We start from the raw sequence: 13,938 nt of genomic DNA, 5'->3' as shown, positions 1-13,938 counted from the left end.
CCCTGGGCCCGGCGGCCCGGGAGGTTCCCCCATCGCCCGCCCGCGGTGCCGGCCGCCGCCCGTACCGGGGGTATCCCCGGGTGCAGTTGCCTACCCAGCCACGCAGGGGCGCATGACCGTACTTGCGCACGACCGCGCCCCACTTGCGCACGACCGCGCCCCGCTTCCGAACGGCCACCCCGCACTTCCGCACGGCCCCGGTCCCGCCGCTACGGCCGCAGCGCCCGCAGCAGCAGGTCCGCGAGATGGTCCGCGACCTCCTGCGGCGTGAGCTTGCCGTCGGGCCTGTACCACGTGCTCAAGTGGTGGACCGAGCCGAAGTGGTAGTCGACGACGAGGTCCGGCGGCGTCGCGGGGTTGAAGACGCCGCCGCGCTGCCCTTCCGCGACCAGGTCGCGGAAGCGTTCGTGATAGCGGCGCCGCTCCGCGCGCACCGCCTTCTGCTTCTCGGGGCTGAGCTGGTGCATGGAGCGGAAGAAGATCCGCGCGTCGTCGAGGTTGTCGATGGTGGTGACGACGACGTCGGCCGCGGCGTGCCGCAGCCGGTCCTCGACGGGCCGCTCCTCGTCCGCGTAGGCGTCCAGGCGGTCCTGCTGGAGCCGCAGCAGCCGCCCGTAGATCTCGTGCAGGAGATCGTCCTTGGAACCGAAGTAGTGGTAGAGGGCGCCCTTGGTGACGCCGGCGGCCTCGACTATCTCCTGCACGGACGTGCGGTCGTAGCCGCGCTCGGAGAACAGGCGGGTGGCCGCGGCCATCAGCCGCTGCGGCACGGGCGCGGGACCGTCCGCGGTCCCGGCGTCACGCTGCCCGGCGCCGTGCTTGCCCGCCTTGCGCTTCCCACCGCTCTGTTTCGCACCGCTCTGCTTGCCGCCCGCGCCGGTGCGGGACGCCGTTCCGGGTGTGGCCATGTGCCCTCACCTGCTCTCTCCGTGCGCCCGCCCCCGCGTACACCGCGCTGACCGCCGCTGCCGTCTCATTCGCCGCTGTCACCGCGGGAACGCAGTTCCCGCCTCAGGATCTTCCCACTGGTCGTCTTGGGCAGTTCGCCCAGGATCTCGATCTCCCGCGGGTACTTGTACGCCGCGAGCCGCTCCTTGCAGTGCTCCGTCAGCTCGCCGGCCAGCTCCCCGGGCGCCGCGTCGGCACCCGGCCGCAGGCTCACGTAGGCCTTGACCGTCTCGCCGCGGTAGGCGTCGCCGACGCCGACGACCGCGGCCTCCCGTACGGCGGGATGACCGTAGAGGACGTCCTCCACCTCGCGCGGCCAGACCTTGAAGCCCGAGGCGTTGATCATGTCCTTCTTGCGGTCGACGACGTAGAGCCAGCCGTCCTCGTCCATGAACCCGATGTCGCCCGTGCGCAGTTCACCGCCGGGCATGGCCGCCGCGGACTCCTCGGGGCGGCGCCAGTAGCCGGGCACGACCTGCGGGCCACGGACGGTGATCTCGCCCTGCTCCCCCAGCGGTACGGGCCTGCCCTCGTCGTCGACGATGCTCACCACCGTGTCCGGGCCCGGCACGCCGACCGCGAGCGTGCCCGAAGCGGGATCCACGGGAGCGCGGCGCCCCGGCGGTACGGACGCGCACGGCGCCGTGCACTCGGTGAGCCCGTACCCGTTGCGCAGATAGGCACCGAAGGCCTCGCCGAGCTTGTCCACGAGCGCCGGCGGCAGCGGTGCCCCGCCGGAGGAGAGGACGTGGAAGGAGGCGAAGTGCTCCCGTGTCGCCTGCGGATGGGCGGCGAGCGCCATATAGGCGGTGGACGGGCCGACGGTGAAGGCCGGCCGATGCTCCAGGAACGCGTCCAGCACGACGCCTGCCTCGAAGCGGTAGGCGAGTGCGAGGGTGCCGCGCCCGGCGATGCACGCCGACAGCTCGCACACCATGCCGGTGATGTGGAAGAGCGGCGCGAGTACGAAGATGCAGGCGCCGTCGGGCAGTTGGAGCCCCGTGTGCTGCCGTTCCGCGTTGTAGGCGATGTTGGCGTGGGTGTTCATTGCGCCCTTGGGGACGCCGCTCGTACCCGAGGTGTAGCTGATCAGCGCTATGTCGCCGCCCGCCAGCCCGCGCCCCGACGGTGCCGCTCCGCCGGCCCGCGCCACGGCGAGGAGGTCGTCGGCGTCCACGGCGGGCGCGGCACGACCGAAGCCGAGCACGCGCTCGTCGTCCCGGGACTGGAGGTCCAACTCGCAGGCGGTCAGCACGATGCGTACCGGCGAACCGCCGGCCGCCTCCCGCAGGTACCCGTCCCAGGCACGCTCGTCGCACACCAGCGCCGCCACCTCGGCGTCGTGCAGTACGTGCGCGACCTCCGCCGCCTTGTACATGGGGTTGACGGGCACCACCACCGCGCCCGCCTTCCACGCGCCCAGCAGCGCGAGCACGTAGTGCGGGGTGTTCTGGAGCATCAGCGCCAGCCGGTCGCCGTGCCCGAAGCCCCGCGCGGCCAGGTGCGCGGCTATGCCGTCGGAGAGTTCGTCGGCCTCGCGGTAGCTGAGGCGGCCGTCGAAGTAGGCGAGCGCCGTGCGGTCGGGGACGGTGCGCACCGCCTCGCGGAAGGCGTGCAGCATCGTCTCCGGCGGCTGTACGGGCGCGCGCTGTGCCTCGTTGAGCTGCTTGAGCCAGGGCTTGTCCGCGTACGTCACCGCCGTCGTCAACCCGCCGCCTCCTCCTGGAGAATGGCTTCGAGCTTGCGCTGCATCTTGTTCATGCCGCCCAGCCAGTGGTCGGGGTCCTCGGCGCGGGCCGCGTAGAAGCCGGCGGTCTCGGGGTGCGGCAGCACGAGGAAGCGCCCCTCGGCCATCGCCTCGAACAGCGAGTCGGCCACGGCCTCCGGCTCGATGGCGGTCTCGGCCAGGATCAGGTCGCCCGCGGTGCCGGTGCCGGCGAGCATGTCCGTGCGTACGCCCTGCGGGCAGACGGCGTGCACGTCGATGCCGCGGTGCTTGTACGTCGCCGACATCCACTCCGCGAAGGCGAGCGCCGCGTGCTTGGTGACGCTGTACGGGGCGGAGCCGAGCATCGTGAGCAGCCCCGCGGCGGAGACCGTGGCGACGAACCGGCCGTGGCCCTGCTCCAGCCAGCCCGGCACCAGTTCGCGAGCGGCCCGTACGTGCGCCATCACGTTGACGTCCCACGCCGTCTCCCACTGCTCCTCGCCCGCTTCGGGGCCGCCGGGCGTTCCGACGCCCGCGTTGGCGCAGAAGGTGTCGACGGTGCCGCCGAGCGCCTCGCGCGCGGCCGGCACGATCTCCGAAGCGTCACCCGGTACGGCGACGGCGCCGATCTCCTCGGCGACGGCCTCGGCCTTGGCCGCGTCGAGGTCGTTGACGGCGACGCGGGCGCCCTCCGCCACGAAGCGGCGGGCCAGTGCGGCTCCGATGCCGCCGCCTCCGCCGGTGACGACCACAGTGCTGCCGCGCAAAGACTCCATCCCCGCAACTCCCCTTCGCATTCCCGGCTCTCGGCTCTCCCTGCCGCGGCAGACTAACCAGTCGGTATGGCCGGGGGAAGAGCGGGATCAGGACCCGGGAGCGGGAGGGGGCGGGCGCACGGGCCCGCGCGGGGTGCGGGCGGTGCCCGCGCCGGAGCCGGCGCCCGGCCCCTGACCAGGGGATCCTCGGCCGGCTCCGCCCGTGCGCGCGGTCAGGGCTTGCGGCCCACGCCTCCGTAGGTGGTGACGGGAGTCACCGGGAAGGGAGTGTGGTCCGGCCGCCACTGCGTCACCGGCACGAGTCCCGGCTCCAGCAGGTCCAGGCCGTCGAAGAAGTGCCCCAACTCCTCGGGGCTGCGCAGGTGGTAGGGGACGGCGCCGCTGCTGTTGTACTTCTCGTGCGCCGCCTGACGCGCGGCGCTGACGTCGGTGCCGTCGCTGAGCGTGAGATGGCTGCCCGGCGGCAGGGCGTCCAGCAGCCGCCCCACGAGCGAACGGGCCAGCTCGTCGTCGGTGATGTGGCCCATGATGCCGAGCATCATCAGGCCGACCGGGCGGTCGAAGTCGAGCGTCCTGGCGGCGGCCTCGATGATCGTGTCCGGCTCGCGCACGTCGGCGTCGATGTAGTCGGTGACCCCCTCGGGCGTGGAGGTCAGCAGCGCCTGGGCGTGCACGAGCACCAGCGGGTCGTTGTCCACGTAGACGATGCGGGAGTCCGGAGCGACGGACTGAGCGATCTCGTGGGTGTTGTCGACGGTGGGCAGCCCCGTGCCCACGTCGAGAAACTGCCGGATACCGGCGTGGCCGGCGAGATGGCGTACCGCACGGGCGAGGAAATACCTGGAGCCGCGGGCCGCGTCGACGATTCCTGGAAATGTCTTCGCGAACTCGTCGCCCGCTTCGGCGTCGACGGGATAGTTGTCCTTGCCACCGAGCCAGTAGTTCCAGATCCGGGCCGAATGGGGCACGGAGGTGTCGATCTTCGGCTGCGGGTCCGGCTGGGACTCGTCGTCTGCCATGGTGATCATCTCCCCGTCCGCCCGGTCGTTTCCTCCCCACCCTACGACCGCGCGCACCGGCCGGGCAGCCGTCCGTGCCGCGGAGGTGTGATCACCCCGTACCGCCAACTTCGCGCTCCGCGGGGGACGTTGGGACATCGCCGCGGCACCGGGCGCGGTACCGCGCCCGCGCATCCGGATGGCTGCTCGCGGGTGTGCTCCGGTCCGGAAACCGCCGTTGCGAGGTCTTCACGTCTTCACGCCTGATGAGAGTTCTGTGAGAACTCATGAGAGCCACGTGAGAATTCAAGCTCCCGGAGAGTGCGTCGGCGGTGCCGGGGTAGCTCACGGGCCCGGGAAGCCGGACGCGGAACGCCCGGACAAGCTGAAAGAAATGACTTCGCAACGGGGGGATCCGATTGCGCGGCACTTACGTCATATCGCCGACGAGTCGGGTCCGCTCCGTCGGAGGTGGGATGATTGGCCGGTTTCAGAGCCCTCGCAGAACAGGTCCGCGACCCTGACAGGGCACCCTCCCAGCGCCGGCAGGCGCTGCGTAAGTGCCTTGAGCGCTTCGCCCCTTACGGACACCGCGCGACGTGGCAGCACCTGTGCGCCCGCGCGGGTTTCCACCCTGACGACCGCGAGCCCGACCCGGCGCTGCTTGTCTCCGCCCTCGAGGAGCTGGAGGAGGCGCGCTCGGTGTGGCTGGAGTACGAGTCGCAGGTCGCGATGCGCCGCAGAGCCGAGAAGCGCCACGGAATCAGACAGCCGGCGCAGCACGACGAATGGCACCGCCTGACGTGGGGCGGCAGGTCACTGCTCCCGTGTGACCCGTCGACGCCGCCCACTCCCCGGCTCGCGGACGTGCTGCGCCGGATGATCACAGCCATGGACAAGGACGTCGGCAAGGACGTCTTCCGCCTTGCCGGCCGCAACCGCGGCGTACGCACCGGACTCGGTTCGATGGCGGCTTCGCAGAGTTGAGGCGACCGGCCGGCGACGCCGGCCGGCGGTACCGCACCGCCCCCGCCTCCCGCACCCGCCCGAACGGCACCACCGCACCCGGGTCGCCGCACCACCCTCATGCGGCCTGACCCTCCGGGCGTTGACACGCGCGACGACACCGCAGCATGCTGAGCGAGCGCTTAGCATCGGCGGGCGCGCGACACGTCTGCGGGAGGTTGTACGGATGGCGGAGCCCCGGATCTTCACCTCGACCAGTGAACTGTCGGCCGCGGTCGGCGAGGAGCTGGGTGTGAGCGACTGGCTGGAGATCGACCAGAAGCGGATCGACCTGTTCGCGGACGCGACCGGCGACCACCAGTGGATCCACGTCGACCCCGCCCGCGCGAAGGACGGCCCGTTCGGTACGACCATCGCCCACGGCTATCTGACCCTCTCCCTGCTTCCCGACCTCGTACCGCAGATCATGCGCGTGGAGGGTGTCAGCATGGGCGTCAACTACGGCGTGAACAAGGTGCGTTTCCCCGCGCCGGTGCCCGTCGGCTCCCGCGTGCGCGCACGCGCCGAGCTCGTCGACGTCAGCGAGGCGGGCGGCGGAGTGCAGGTCGCGGCGAAGGTCACGGTCGAGCGGGAGGGCGGCGAGAAGCCGGTGTGCGTCGCGGAGACCGTCAGCCGCTACTTCTGGTAGGCCGATTCCGGTGGGTCGCCCGGTGGGTCCGGTAGGCCGCCCTGTCGGCCGCCGACTCCCGGCTGCCGATGGCCGCTTCGCGGGTCAGCCACTGCCCGCGGTGGACTGCCCGCCGCCGTCCACCGGGCCCTGCGGGGCGACCATGCGCAGCACGAGGTCGGCGTAGAGAGAGCCGATCTCGTACGGGGATCTGCGGCCCGAGGGGCTGTACCAGCGGGCCACGTCGATGCACAGCGACATCACGGCGAGCGTCGTGCCCCGTACGTCCGCCACCTCGAACTCCCCGGAGGCGCAGCCGCTTTCGAGCACGCCGCGCAGGATCTCCTCGCTGCGGCGGCGCAGTCCGACGATCTCCTCGTAGTGCTCCTCGCCCAGCGCCGCGAGCTCGTACTGCACGACGCGTGCCGTGGTGTGGTGCTCGGCGTGCCAGCGCACGAAGGACCGCACGGCGCGCGCCAGCCGCGCCGAGTCGCCCCCTGCGGCCGCTTCGTCGCCCCCTCCGCCCTCGGCGGCCTCGGCCAGCACGCTGACGGAACGCTCGTGTCCCACCTTGCTGATCTGGAAGAGCAGCTCTTCCTTGGTCTTGTAGTGGATGTAGAGCGCGGCAGGGCTCATGCCCGCGCGGCTGGCGATGTCGCGGGTCGTGGTGGCGTGGAACCCGCGCTCCGCGAACGCGTCCACGGCGCCCAGCAGCAGCCTGCGGGCGGCGTCCGGCGAGACGCCTTCGAAGGATTCGTCGGCAGCCGCGACCTGGGGTTCCGCCTCCGATGCCATTGCCTGTGCCTTCCCGTCGACCGGTCGAACACCATACATCGGCAGCTGAGCAGTTGCTTAGAGCACGGATCCACGGGGCCGGGGCGGCCGTGGACGGCCACTGCCGGCCTCCGCGCCCGCCCCGCTACCGTTTACGGCATGGCCAGACCGCCCAAACCGCTGCTCAGCCGTGCGCGGATCGTGGCGTGCGCGCTCGCGCTCGTGGACGCGGAGGGGCTGCAAGCGGTCTCCACACGCCGGCTCGCGGCCGAACTCGGTGTGAGCGGGCCCTCGTTGTACAACCACTTCCGCAACAAGGACGAGATCCTCGACGCGGTGGCCGACACGGTCTGCGCACAGGTCGAGGTGTCGATGTTCACCGACGGCACCGACTGGCGCCGGGCGCTGGTGGACTGGGCACGCTCCTACCGCGAAGCGCTGGCCGCGCACCCGAACATCGTGCCGTTCCTCGCGCAGGGTCCCGGCAGGCGCCCGAGCCAACTGCGCATGGCGGACGCGGTCTTCGGCGGAATGACCCGCGCGGGCTGGCCCAACGCGCAGGCCACCCATATCGGCGCCATGATGCGCTACTTCGTGGCCGGTTCGGCTCTCGGCTCCTTCGCGCGCGGCTTCGTCGGCGACGCGTCGCTGTACGAGGACGACTATCCGCACCTCGACCAGGCGCATCTGCTGGCGCGGCACCAACGCAGGGTCGACGACGGGGCGTTCGAGACGGGCCTGCACGCGCTGGTCGACGGGCTGGCGGCCCGCTTTCCCGGCTGAGAAGCCCCCGGGGCTGTGCCCGGCCATCGCGCCCGGCCATCGGTCAACCGGTCACTGTCTACCCGCCGGGCGGGAAGTCCGCGCCCCGCGAGCGCGCTTCCTGCTCCCGGACGCCCTTGAGCGCGCTCTCGAACTTCCGGACGGCCGTGTCATACGCGCCACTTCCGAGCACGAGCCGCTGCGGAGGTTCGTCCTCGTCCATCGCCGAGAGGACGGCCCGTACGCCCCGGTGCGGATCCCCCGGCTGCTTGCCGTCCTGTTCGACGAACGCCGTGCGGACGGACTCCAGCATCCCCCGGTAGTCCTCATCGGTCTCCCGCACGGGCTCGTCGGCGAATCCCGCGTACGCCCGGGTGCGGAAGGCTCCCGGCTCCACAGTCAGCACCTTGACGCCCAGCGGCTCCAGCTCCAGGCGCAGGACGTCGGAGACGCCCTCGATCGCCGCCTTCGAGGCGGTGTAGTAGCCGAAGCCGGGCGCACCCACGAGAGCGGCCATCGACGACATGTTGACGATCCATCCGCTGCGGCGGGCACGCATGCCGGGCAGCACCGCGCGCAGGACGGTGAGGGCCCCGAAGAAGTTCAGCTCGAACAGCTTCCTGACGGCCGCCTCGTCCATCCCCTCGACCGAGCCGTACCAGCCGCGTCCCGCGTTGTTGACCAGGACGTCGATGCCGCCGAAGCGGCGCTCGGCCGCCGCCACGGACTCCTGGACCTGCGCGGCGTCCGTGACGTCCAGCGGCAGCGTGAGCACGCGGTCGCCGTGGGGCTCTGCCCAGTCGCGCAGCTCCTCGGGCCTGCGCGCGGTGAGCGCGACGCGGTCGCCGCGCTCCAGCGCGGCTTCGGCATAGGCCATGCCGAAGCCGCCGGGCGTGCCTCCCGTGATGAACCATGTCCTCATACGTGAGCCCTTCGCCGTGAGGGAAACCGGGAGCCTTCGGAGACCGGCCCGTGGCCCGGTGCGTCCGCGTCGTCGCGAGCTGTGCTCAAGGGGCGATCTCCAGACGGGAGATCGCGCCGCCGGCGACGGTGAAGCGCCACTTCAGGTCGGCCGTGCCGCCCGGGAAGTCGCCCTCGATGCGGCCGGTGACCAGGAAGGTGCCGTCGCCGACGGCCTCCGTGCCCAGCACCTGCGTCGTGTAGCTGTACTGCGAGGCGGTGCCCTCCCGCCACTCCCGGATCTCACCGGCACCGCGCCAGGTCCGGTCCTCGTCGACGATCGCGGCGTCGTCGGTGAACAGCGCGACGACGGCGTCGGCGTCCCGCCGGGCGTCCGCCTCGAAGTAGCGCGGGATCACATCCGGAACCACCGTGTCCATGGGCCTCTCCTCAGGATCGGGACGGCCGCCAGGGGCGAGCGGCCGGCGCAGGATTCGATGCTCGTTCTTCGGATGCCCGCTGATTCGATGCTCGCTATATTCGCTACAGAGATTCGTGTAGCGCTACATGGGATACCGTAGCGGCATGACCGCCCGATCGCAAAGCGGCGACGCGCGCGACCGGCTGCTGCTGGCCGCGGGTGAGCTGCTGAACAAGTCCGGCGACCGCAACGTCTCGACGCGGGCCGTGTGCGAGCTCGCGGGCGTGCGCGCGCCGACGCTGTACCACCACTTCGGCAGCAAACAGGGCCTGATCGACGCGGTGATCAATCACGGGTTCACCCAGTACGTACGGCCGCCGCACGCGCCTCACGAGTCCGGGGACCCGGCGGAGGACCTGAGGCAGGGCTGGGACAGGCACGTGCGCTTCGGGCTCGAACACCCGGCGTTCTACGCGCTGTTGTACGGGCAGGTCGACGCGGGCAAGCCGTGCACGATCACGGCGCCGGCCCACGCGATGCTGCGGGAGCTGCTCACGGCGGCCGCCCGGCAGGGACTGCTGAGGGTGCCCGCCGAGGACGCGGCCGAACAGATCCTGGCCGCCAACATCGGCGTCACTCTCAGCCTCATCACCCAGCCCGAGGACGAGCGCGACATGGGGCTCTCCGACCGCGTCCGCGAAGCGGCGCTGGCCGGGGTCCTCACGGACGGCGCGGAGCGGGACGCGGCGCACGAGTCCGCAGGCACGCGGGCCGGTGCGGCGCTGACGCTGCGCGCCCTGGTGGACGCCGACCCCCGAGGGCTCACGAGCGGCGAGCACGCCCTGCTTCAGGAACTGCTGGAGCGACTGGCCGTCTCCGGCTGATCCGCTGACGGCTCGGCGCGGCGCGGCGTAGAGGCGGGCCTCAGCCGAAGACCACGAGTGCGCGTCCGCCGCGTCCCGCGAGCATGGCGTCGAAGGCCGCGGGGATGCCGTCCAGTTCGATCCGGTCGGTCACCAACGCGCCCAGGTCCAGGCGTCCTTCGCGTACGTGCCCGGCCAGCACGGGCAGATCGCGGGCCGGGTCGCAGTTGCCGTAGACGCAGCCGGTGAGGGTGCGGGCGAAGTGGAAGATCTCCAGTGCGGAGAGCGTCACCTGCTCCTCCTTGCCGCCGATCCCGACGACCGTCGTACGGCCGCCGCGCCGCGTGGAGTTCCAGGCCGTGTGGATCGTGGCGGCGCGGCCGACGCACTCGACGGCGACGTCCGCGCCGAGACCGCCGGTGAGCTTGCGGATCTCCTTCGCCGTGGTCTCCGAGGCGACCACGAACTCGCTGGCGCCCGCGGCCCGCGCCAGCTCCTCCTTCTCCGGGGAGACATCGACCGCGATCACCGTCTCCGCGCCCGCCAGCCGCGCCGACTGCACGGCCGCGAGCCCGACGCCGCCGGCCCCGAAGACGGCCACCGACTCGCCGCTTCGCACCTTCGCGCTGTGGTGCACCGCGCCGTACCCGGTCAGGACGGCACAGCCGAGCAGCGCGGCCTCCGTGAGCGGCACCCCCGCGGGCAGCGGCAGCACCGAGCGGGCCGAGACGACGGTCTCCTCGGCGAAGACCGCCGAACTGAGGCCCGGATAGAGGTCGTCGCCCTCCTTCGTACGGGCGTAGGGGACGGTGGTGGCGGCGTTGGCGTTCACGCACAGCCAGGGCTCGCCGAGGGCCGCGCAGAAGTGGCATTCGCCGCACGACGGCGCCCAGTTGAGCACGACGGGGTCGCCGGGGGCGTGCCCCTCGACGCCCTCGCCGACGGAGACGACCGTGCCGGCGCCCTCATGGCCCAGCACCGCCGGCACGGGCTGGCGCAGCGTGCCGTTGGAGAGCGACAGGTCGGAGTGGCAGACGCCGGCGGCGGCCAGCCGCACCCGGACCTGCCCGTGGCCCGGCTCGGGCAGGTCGATCTCGGTGACGTCGAGGGGCGTTCCGACGGAGGAGAGTACGGCTGCGCGGACCATGTCGGGCTCCTGGCGGGTGAGTTCGGGCGGAAGGGTACGCCGGGCGGAAGGGCGGCCAGTCCGCCGCCCGGCGGGCGAGGGGGGATCGGCGGCGGCGGAAGGGCGAGCGGGCCCAGGGCCCAAGGCCCTCAGAATTGCAGGGACTTGGTGTGCAGGTACTCCCCCAGCCCGTGCCGCCCCAGCTCCCTGCCGACGCCGGACTGCTTGTAACCCCCGAAGGGCGCAAGGGGGTTGAAGCGTCCGCCGTTGATGTCGACCTGTCCGGTCTCCAGCCTGCGGGCGAAGGCGACGGCCTCCTCCTCGTCCTTCGCCCATACGGCGCCGGCGAGCCCGTAGACGCTGTCGTTGGCGATGCGTACGGCGTCGTCGGCGTCCTCGTACCGAAGGACCGACAGCACAGGACCGAAGATCTCCTCCTGGGCGACGGTCATCTCCGGGGTCACGTCGGCGAAGACGGTCGGTCGTACGTAGCAGCCGCCCTCGTACCCCTCGGGGGCCTCCGGGCCGCCGGCCACGACGGTGGCGCCCTCCTCCACGCCCTTGGCGATGAAACCGGTGACGCGTGCGTGCTGCTTGGCGTTGACGACGGGACCGAGACGCGTCGTCTCGTCCTTCGGGTCGCCCGGCACGTACTTGGCGACGGCCTCCGCGGCGAGCCGCACGGCCTCGTCGTAGTGCTCGGAGTCGACGAGCATCCGGGTCCACGCGCTGCACGTCTGGCCCGAGTTGGCCATGACGTTGGCGACGCCCTTCTTGACGGCCTGGGCCAGATCGGCGCCCGGCAGGATGACGTTGGCGGACTTGCCGCCGAGTTCGAGCGCGACGCGCTTCACGGAACCGCCGGCCGCGGCCCCGATCCGCCTGCCGACCGCGGTGGAGCCGGTGAAGGAGACGAGGTCGACGTCCTCGTGCGCGGCCAGCGCCTCTCCGGCCACGGGCCCGAGGCCGGTCACCAGGTTGAACACGCCCGCGGGGAAGCCCGCTTCGTGCACTGCCTCCGCGAACAGCTGGGCCACGAGGGGCGTGTCCTCGGCCGGCTTGAGCACCACGGTGCATCCGGCGGCGAAGGCGGGCGCGGCCTTGGCGACGATCTGGTGCAGCGGATAGTTCCAGGGCGTGATCGCGCCGACGACGCCCACCGGCTCGTGGAACACCCGGGAGTTGCCGATCTCCTCCTCGAAGGGGTACTCGGCGGCGAGCTTCGCGTAGCTGCCGCAGACCGCCACCGGCACCGAGGCGTGCACCGCCTTGGAGAAGCCCAGCGGCGAGCCGAGCTCCGCGGTGACCGTCTCGGCGATCTCCTGGTGGCGTGCCTTGAGCACACCGTGCAACTCCCCCAGCAGCGCGGCGCGTTCGGCCGGCGGTGTCGCCGCCCAGCCGGGGAGCGCGGCGCGGGCCGCACGCACCGCGGCGGACACGTCCTCCGCACCGCCCGCCGGCACGACGCCGACGACCGTGCCGTCCGCCGGGCTGGTGTCCTCGATCTTCTCCGCCGCTGCCGCGGGGCGCCACGCGCCGTCGATGTACATACCGTCGTGAGCCTGCATGGACCCAAACTAGCGACGCTAGTTTGGGGTGTCAGCACGGCGGCGGGTGCCGTGGGTCACGCGCCCCTTCTCCCCGCGTCGCCCGCGCCGTCCCGGCTCCCCGATTCGTCCGCGCGGTCCCGTCCGTGCCGCGTCGCCCGGGCCGCCCGCGCGGCCTTCGCCACCCGGCTCCGTACGCCGGAAGCCTCCTGCCGCTGCTCCCGCTCCGTGCCTCCGGACGTGAACTGCCGTGCCTCGTCGGTGTACCGGCGGGTGCGCGCGGCCGTGCCCGAGGCTCCCAGCAGCAGACCGCCCAGCAGCACGAACGGGGCCGCCGCCCCCGCCGTCCCGGCGAGCAGCCCCGCGGCGGCGGGCGCGGCGACCTGGCCGAGTCGGTTGCCGGTCAGCCGCAGCGCCAGCGCGGTCGAGCGTGCGCTGCCGGGCGCCGCCCGTACGACGGTGGTCATGGTCAGCGGCTGGCCGACGCCGAGGCAGAAGCCGAGCAGCGCGAGCGCGGCCGCCAGGGCCCACACCGGCACGGGCACGGCCAGCAGCACGCAGACACCGCCCGCCACCAAGGAGCTGAGGACCAGCAGCGTCTGCCTGCCCAGCCGCCGGCCCATGGCGGGCAGTGCGGCGCGCGAGAGCACGGACGCGGCGGCGCGCAGGCTCAGCAGCAGACCCACCACGCCGGGTGCGATGCCGCGTTCCTCGCCCACGACCGGCAGGTAGGCGGTGAGCACGTCCGTGGTGGACAGGACCGCGAGGGAGGCGAAGATGCCCGCCGGGACGCCGCGTGCCCGCAGTATGCGGACCACCGGTACGGGCGCGGAGGGCGCATCGGCTCCGGCCGCCGCCGACGGGGCGGAAGCGGCGCCGTCCGCCGTGCGTCCTTCGATGCGCCACAGCGTCGCGTAGGCGCACAGCGTCAGCGCGGCCGCCCCGAACAGGGCGACGGCGCTGCTGTGTTCGGCCGGCCCGTGCGCACCGGCGTGCGCACCGGACACCGCGCCCGCGCCCGCACCGCCCATCACGACGCCCGCGAGCAGCGGGCCGATGAGCTGTCCCATGGAGCCGCCGATGGTGAAGTAGCTGAAGTTGCGGTCGTGCCGGCCCGGGGTGCTCTGCCGCGCCACCAGCGACTGCGCGCCGATCATGAACACCAGGTGGCCCAGGCCCAGCAGCGCGCTCCACACGGCGAGCCGGACGAGCGTGGACGCCGTACCGGCCAGCGCGGCGCCCGCGGCGATGAACGCGGCGCCGGCGGGCAGCAGCGGCCCGCAGCGCCGGGAGTCGGTGTGCCGCCCGAGCGGTACGGCGACGACCAGCGGCAGCAGCGCGAAGGCGGCGCTGATGACGCCGACGGCGCGCGGGCCCGCGCCCAGCTCCAGCGCCTGGTACGAGACGGCGGGCCTCGCCATGTTCACTGCGCCCTGGGCGAAGACGAACGAGGTGACCAGGCGCAGCAGCCAGCGGTGCGGC

At 72.7% G+C, this 13,938-nt stretch carries 14 protein-coding genes; 4 read left to right on the top strand and 10 right to left on the bottom strand.

Annotation, left to right across the window (positions count from 1 at the left end; genetic code table 11):
- Window positions 1-209 precede the first annotated feature (209 nt).
- The 4 genes from HCC61_RS28245 to HCC61_RS28230 form a co-directional block, all read right to left on the bottom strand.
- Window positions 210-755, bottom strand: a complete 546-nt coding sequence (locus HCC61_RS28245; protein WP_169140365.1) for a TetR/AcrR family transcriptional regulator — start codon at window positions 753-755, stop codon at window positions 210-212.
- A gap of 218 nt (window positions 756-973) precedes the next feature.
- Window positions 974-2,656: an AMP-binding protein gene (locus HCC61_RS28240; protein WP_240969362.1), complete on the bottom strand. Its 1,683-nt coding sequence runs from the start codon at window positions 2,654-2,656 to the stop codon at window positions 974-976.
- Complete coding sequence (locus tag HCC61_RS28235; protein ID WP_169140307.1) at window positions 2,653-3,432, bottom strand: SDR family NAD(P)-dependent oxidoreductase; 780 nt, start codon at window positions 3,430-3,432, stop codon at window positions 2,653-2,655. The genes HCC61_RS28240 and HCC61_RS28235 overlap by 4 nt, the downstream gene beginning before the upstream one ends.
- A 212-nt stretch (window positions 3,433-3,644) precedes the next feature.
- Window positions 3,645-4,451, bottom strand: a complete 807-nt coding sequence (locus tag HCC61_RS28230) for an SAM-dependent methyltransferase (protein WP_169140305.1) — start codon at window positions 4,449-4,451, stop codon at window positions 3,645-3,647.
- Window positions 4,452-4,910: 459 nt separating this feature from the next.
- Here HCC61_RS28230 and HCC61_RS28225 point away from each other — a divergent pair, with 459 nt between their 5' ends.
- Together HCC61_RS28225 and HCC61_RS28220 are read left to right on the top strand one after the other, a co-directional pair.
- Complete coding sequence (locus HCC61_RS28225; protein WP_240969361.1) at window positions 4,911-5,417, top strand: hypothetical protein; 507 nt, start codon at window positions 4,911-4,913, stop codon at window positions 5,415-5,417.
- A 205-nt stretch (window positions 5,418-5,622) separates the two neighbouring features.
- The gene (locus HCC61_RS28220; protein ID WP_169140304.1) at window positions 5,623-6,084 is read left to right on the top strand and encodes a MaoC family dehydratase; all 462 of its coding nucleotides are present in this window, start codon (window positions 5,623-5,625) and stop codon (window positions 6,082-6,084) included.
- Window positions 6,085-6,168: 84 nt separating this feature from the next.
- On the opposite strand, the gene HCC61_RS28215 is transcribed toward HCC61_RS28220, so the two are convergent.
- Entirely contained in the window at window positions 6,169-6,858 is a 690-nt protein-coding gene (locus HCC61_RS28215) for a TetR/AcrR family transcriptional regulator (RefSeq protein ID WP_169140302.1), read from the bottom strand.
- A gap of 138 nt (window positions 6,859-6,996) precedes the next feature.
- Here HCC61_RS28215 and HCC61_RS28210 point away from each other — a divergent pair, with 138 nt between their 5' ends.
- Entirely contained in the window at window positions 6,997-7,620 is a 624-nt protein-coding gene (locus tag HCC61_RS28210; protein ID WP_169140300.1) for a TetR/AcrR family transcriptional regulator C-terminal domain-containing protein, read from the top strand.
- A gap of 58 nt (window positions 7,621-7,678) precedes the next feature.
- Here the strand turns inward: HCC61_RS28210 and HCC61_RS28205 are convergent, their stop codons facing one another.
- Both HCC61_RS28205 and HCC61_RS28200 read right to left on the bottom strand, forming a co-directional pair.
- Window positions 7,679-8,521, bottom strand: coding sequence for an SDR family NAD(P)-dependent oxidoreductase (locus HCC61_RS28205; protein ID WP_169140298.1), 843 nt, complete (start codon window positions 8,519-8,521; stop codon window positions 7,679-7,681).
- A gap of 85 nt (window positions 8,522-8,606) precedes the next feature.
- On the bottom strand, window positions 8,607-8,939 hold the full coding sequence (locus HCC61_RS28200) for a nuclear transport factor 2 family protein (RefSeq protein ID WP_169140296.1): 333 nt from the start codon (window positions 8,937-8,939) through the stop codon (window positions 8,607-8,609).
- A 145-nt stretch (window positions 8,940-9,084) separates the two neighbouring features.
- Here HCC61_RS28200 and HCC61_RS28195 point away from each other — a divergent pair, with 145 nt between their 5' ends.
- Window positions 9,085-9,804: a TetR/AcrR family transcriptional regulator gene (locus HCC61_RS28195; protein WP_169140294.1), complete on the top strand. Its 720-nt coding sequence runs from the start codon at window positions 9,085-9,087 to the stop codon at window positions 9,802-9,804.
- Window positions 9,805-9,844: 40 nt separating this feature from the next.
- Here the strand turns inward: HCC61_RS28195 and HCC61_RS28190 are convergent, their stop codons facing one another.
- The 3 genes from HCC61_RS28190 to HCC61_RS28180 form a co-directional block, all read right to left on the bottom strand.
- A complete protein-coding gene (locus HCC61_RS28190) occupies window positions 9,845-10,930 on the bottom strand; it encodes a Zn-dependent alcohol dehydrogenase (protein ID WP_169140292.1) in 1,086 nt (361 codons plus the stop codon).
- Between the two features lie 128 nt (window positions 10,931-11,058).
- Entirely contained in the window at window positions 11,059-12,477 is a 1,419-nt protein-coding gene (locus tag HCC61_RS28185; RefSeq protein WP_169140290.1) for an aldehyde dehydrogenase family protein, read from the bottom strand.
- 56 nt (window positions 12,478-12,533) lie between these two features.
- Window positions 12,534-13,877, bottom strand: coding sequence for an MFS transporter (locus HCC61_RS28180; protein WP_169140361.1), 1,344 nt, complete (start codon window positions 13,875-13,877; stop codon window positions 12,534-12,536).
- Between the last annotated feature and the right edge of the window lie 61 nt (window positions 13,878-13,938).

It is taken from the genome of Streptomyces sp. HNM0575 (assembly GCF_012726265.1).
Lineage (GTDB): Bacteria > Actinomycetota > Actinomycetes > Streptomycetales > Streptomycetaceae > Streptomyces.
This window is presented reverse-complemented; position numbering and strand designations above follow the sequence as displayed.

Bases quoted from the DNA above. Each gene is read 5' to 3' on its own strand.
- HCC61_RS28215 (WP_169140302.1), bottom strand. From the start codon at position 6,858: ATGGCATCGGAGGCGGAACCCCAGGTCGCGGCTGCCGACGAATCCTTC.
- HCC61_RS28245 (WP_169140365.1), bottom strand. From the start codon at position 755: ATGGCCGCGGCCACCCGCCTGTTCTCCGAGCGCGGCTACGACCGCACG.
- HCC61_RS28235 (WP_169140307.1), bottom strand. From the start codon at position 3,432: ATGGAGTCTTTGCGCGGCAGCACTGTGGTCGTCACCGGCGGAGGCGGC.
- HCC61_RS28195 (WP_169140294.1), top strand. From the start codon at position 9,085: ATGACCGCCCGATCGCAAAGCGGCGACGCGCGCGACCGGCTGCTGCTG.
- HCC61_RS28210 (WP_169140300.1), top strand. From the start codon at position 6,997: ATGGCCAGACCGCCCAAACCGCTGCTCAGCCGTGCGCGGATCGTGGCG.
- HCC61_RS28200 (WP_169140296.1), bottom strand. From the start codon at position 8,939: ATGGACACGGTGGTTCCGGATGTGATCCCGCGCTACTTCGAGGCGGAC.
- HCC61_RS28190 (WP_169140292.1), bottom strand. From the start codon at position 10,930: ATGGTCCGCGCAGCCGTACTCTCCTCCGTCGGAACGCCCCTCGACGTC.
- HCC61_RS28205 (WP_169140298.1), bottom strand. From the start codon at position 8,521: ATGAGGACATGGTTCATCACGGGAGGCACGCCCGGCGGCTTCGGCATG.
- HCC61_RS28220 (WP_169140304.1), top strand. From the start codon at position 5,623: ATGGCGGAGCCCCGGATCTTCACCTCGACCAGTGAACTGTCGGCCGCG.
- HCC61_RS28185 (WP_169140290.1), bottom strand. From the start codon at position 12,477: ATGCAGGCTCACGACGGTATGTACATCGACGGCGCGTGGCGCCCCGCG.
- HCC61_RS28180 (WP_169140361.1), bottom strand. From the start codon at position 13,877: ATGGCGAGGCCCGCCGTCTCGTACCAGGCGCTGGAGCTGGGCGCGGGC.
- HCC61_RS28230 (WP_169140305.1), bottom strand. From the start codon at position 4,451: ATGGCAGACGACGAGTCCCAGCCGGACCCGCAGCCGAAGATCGACACC.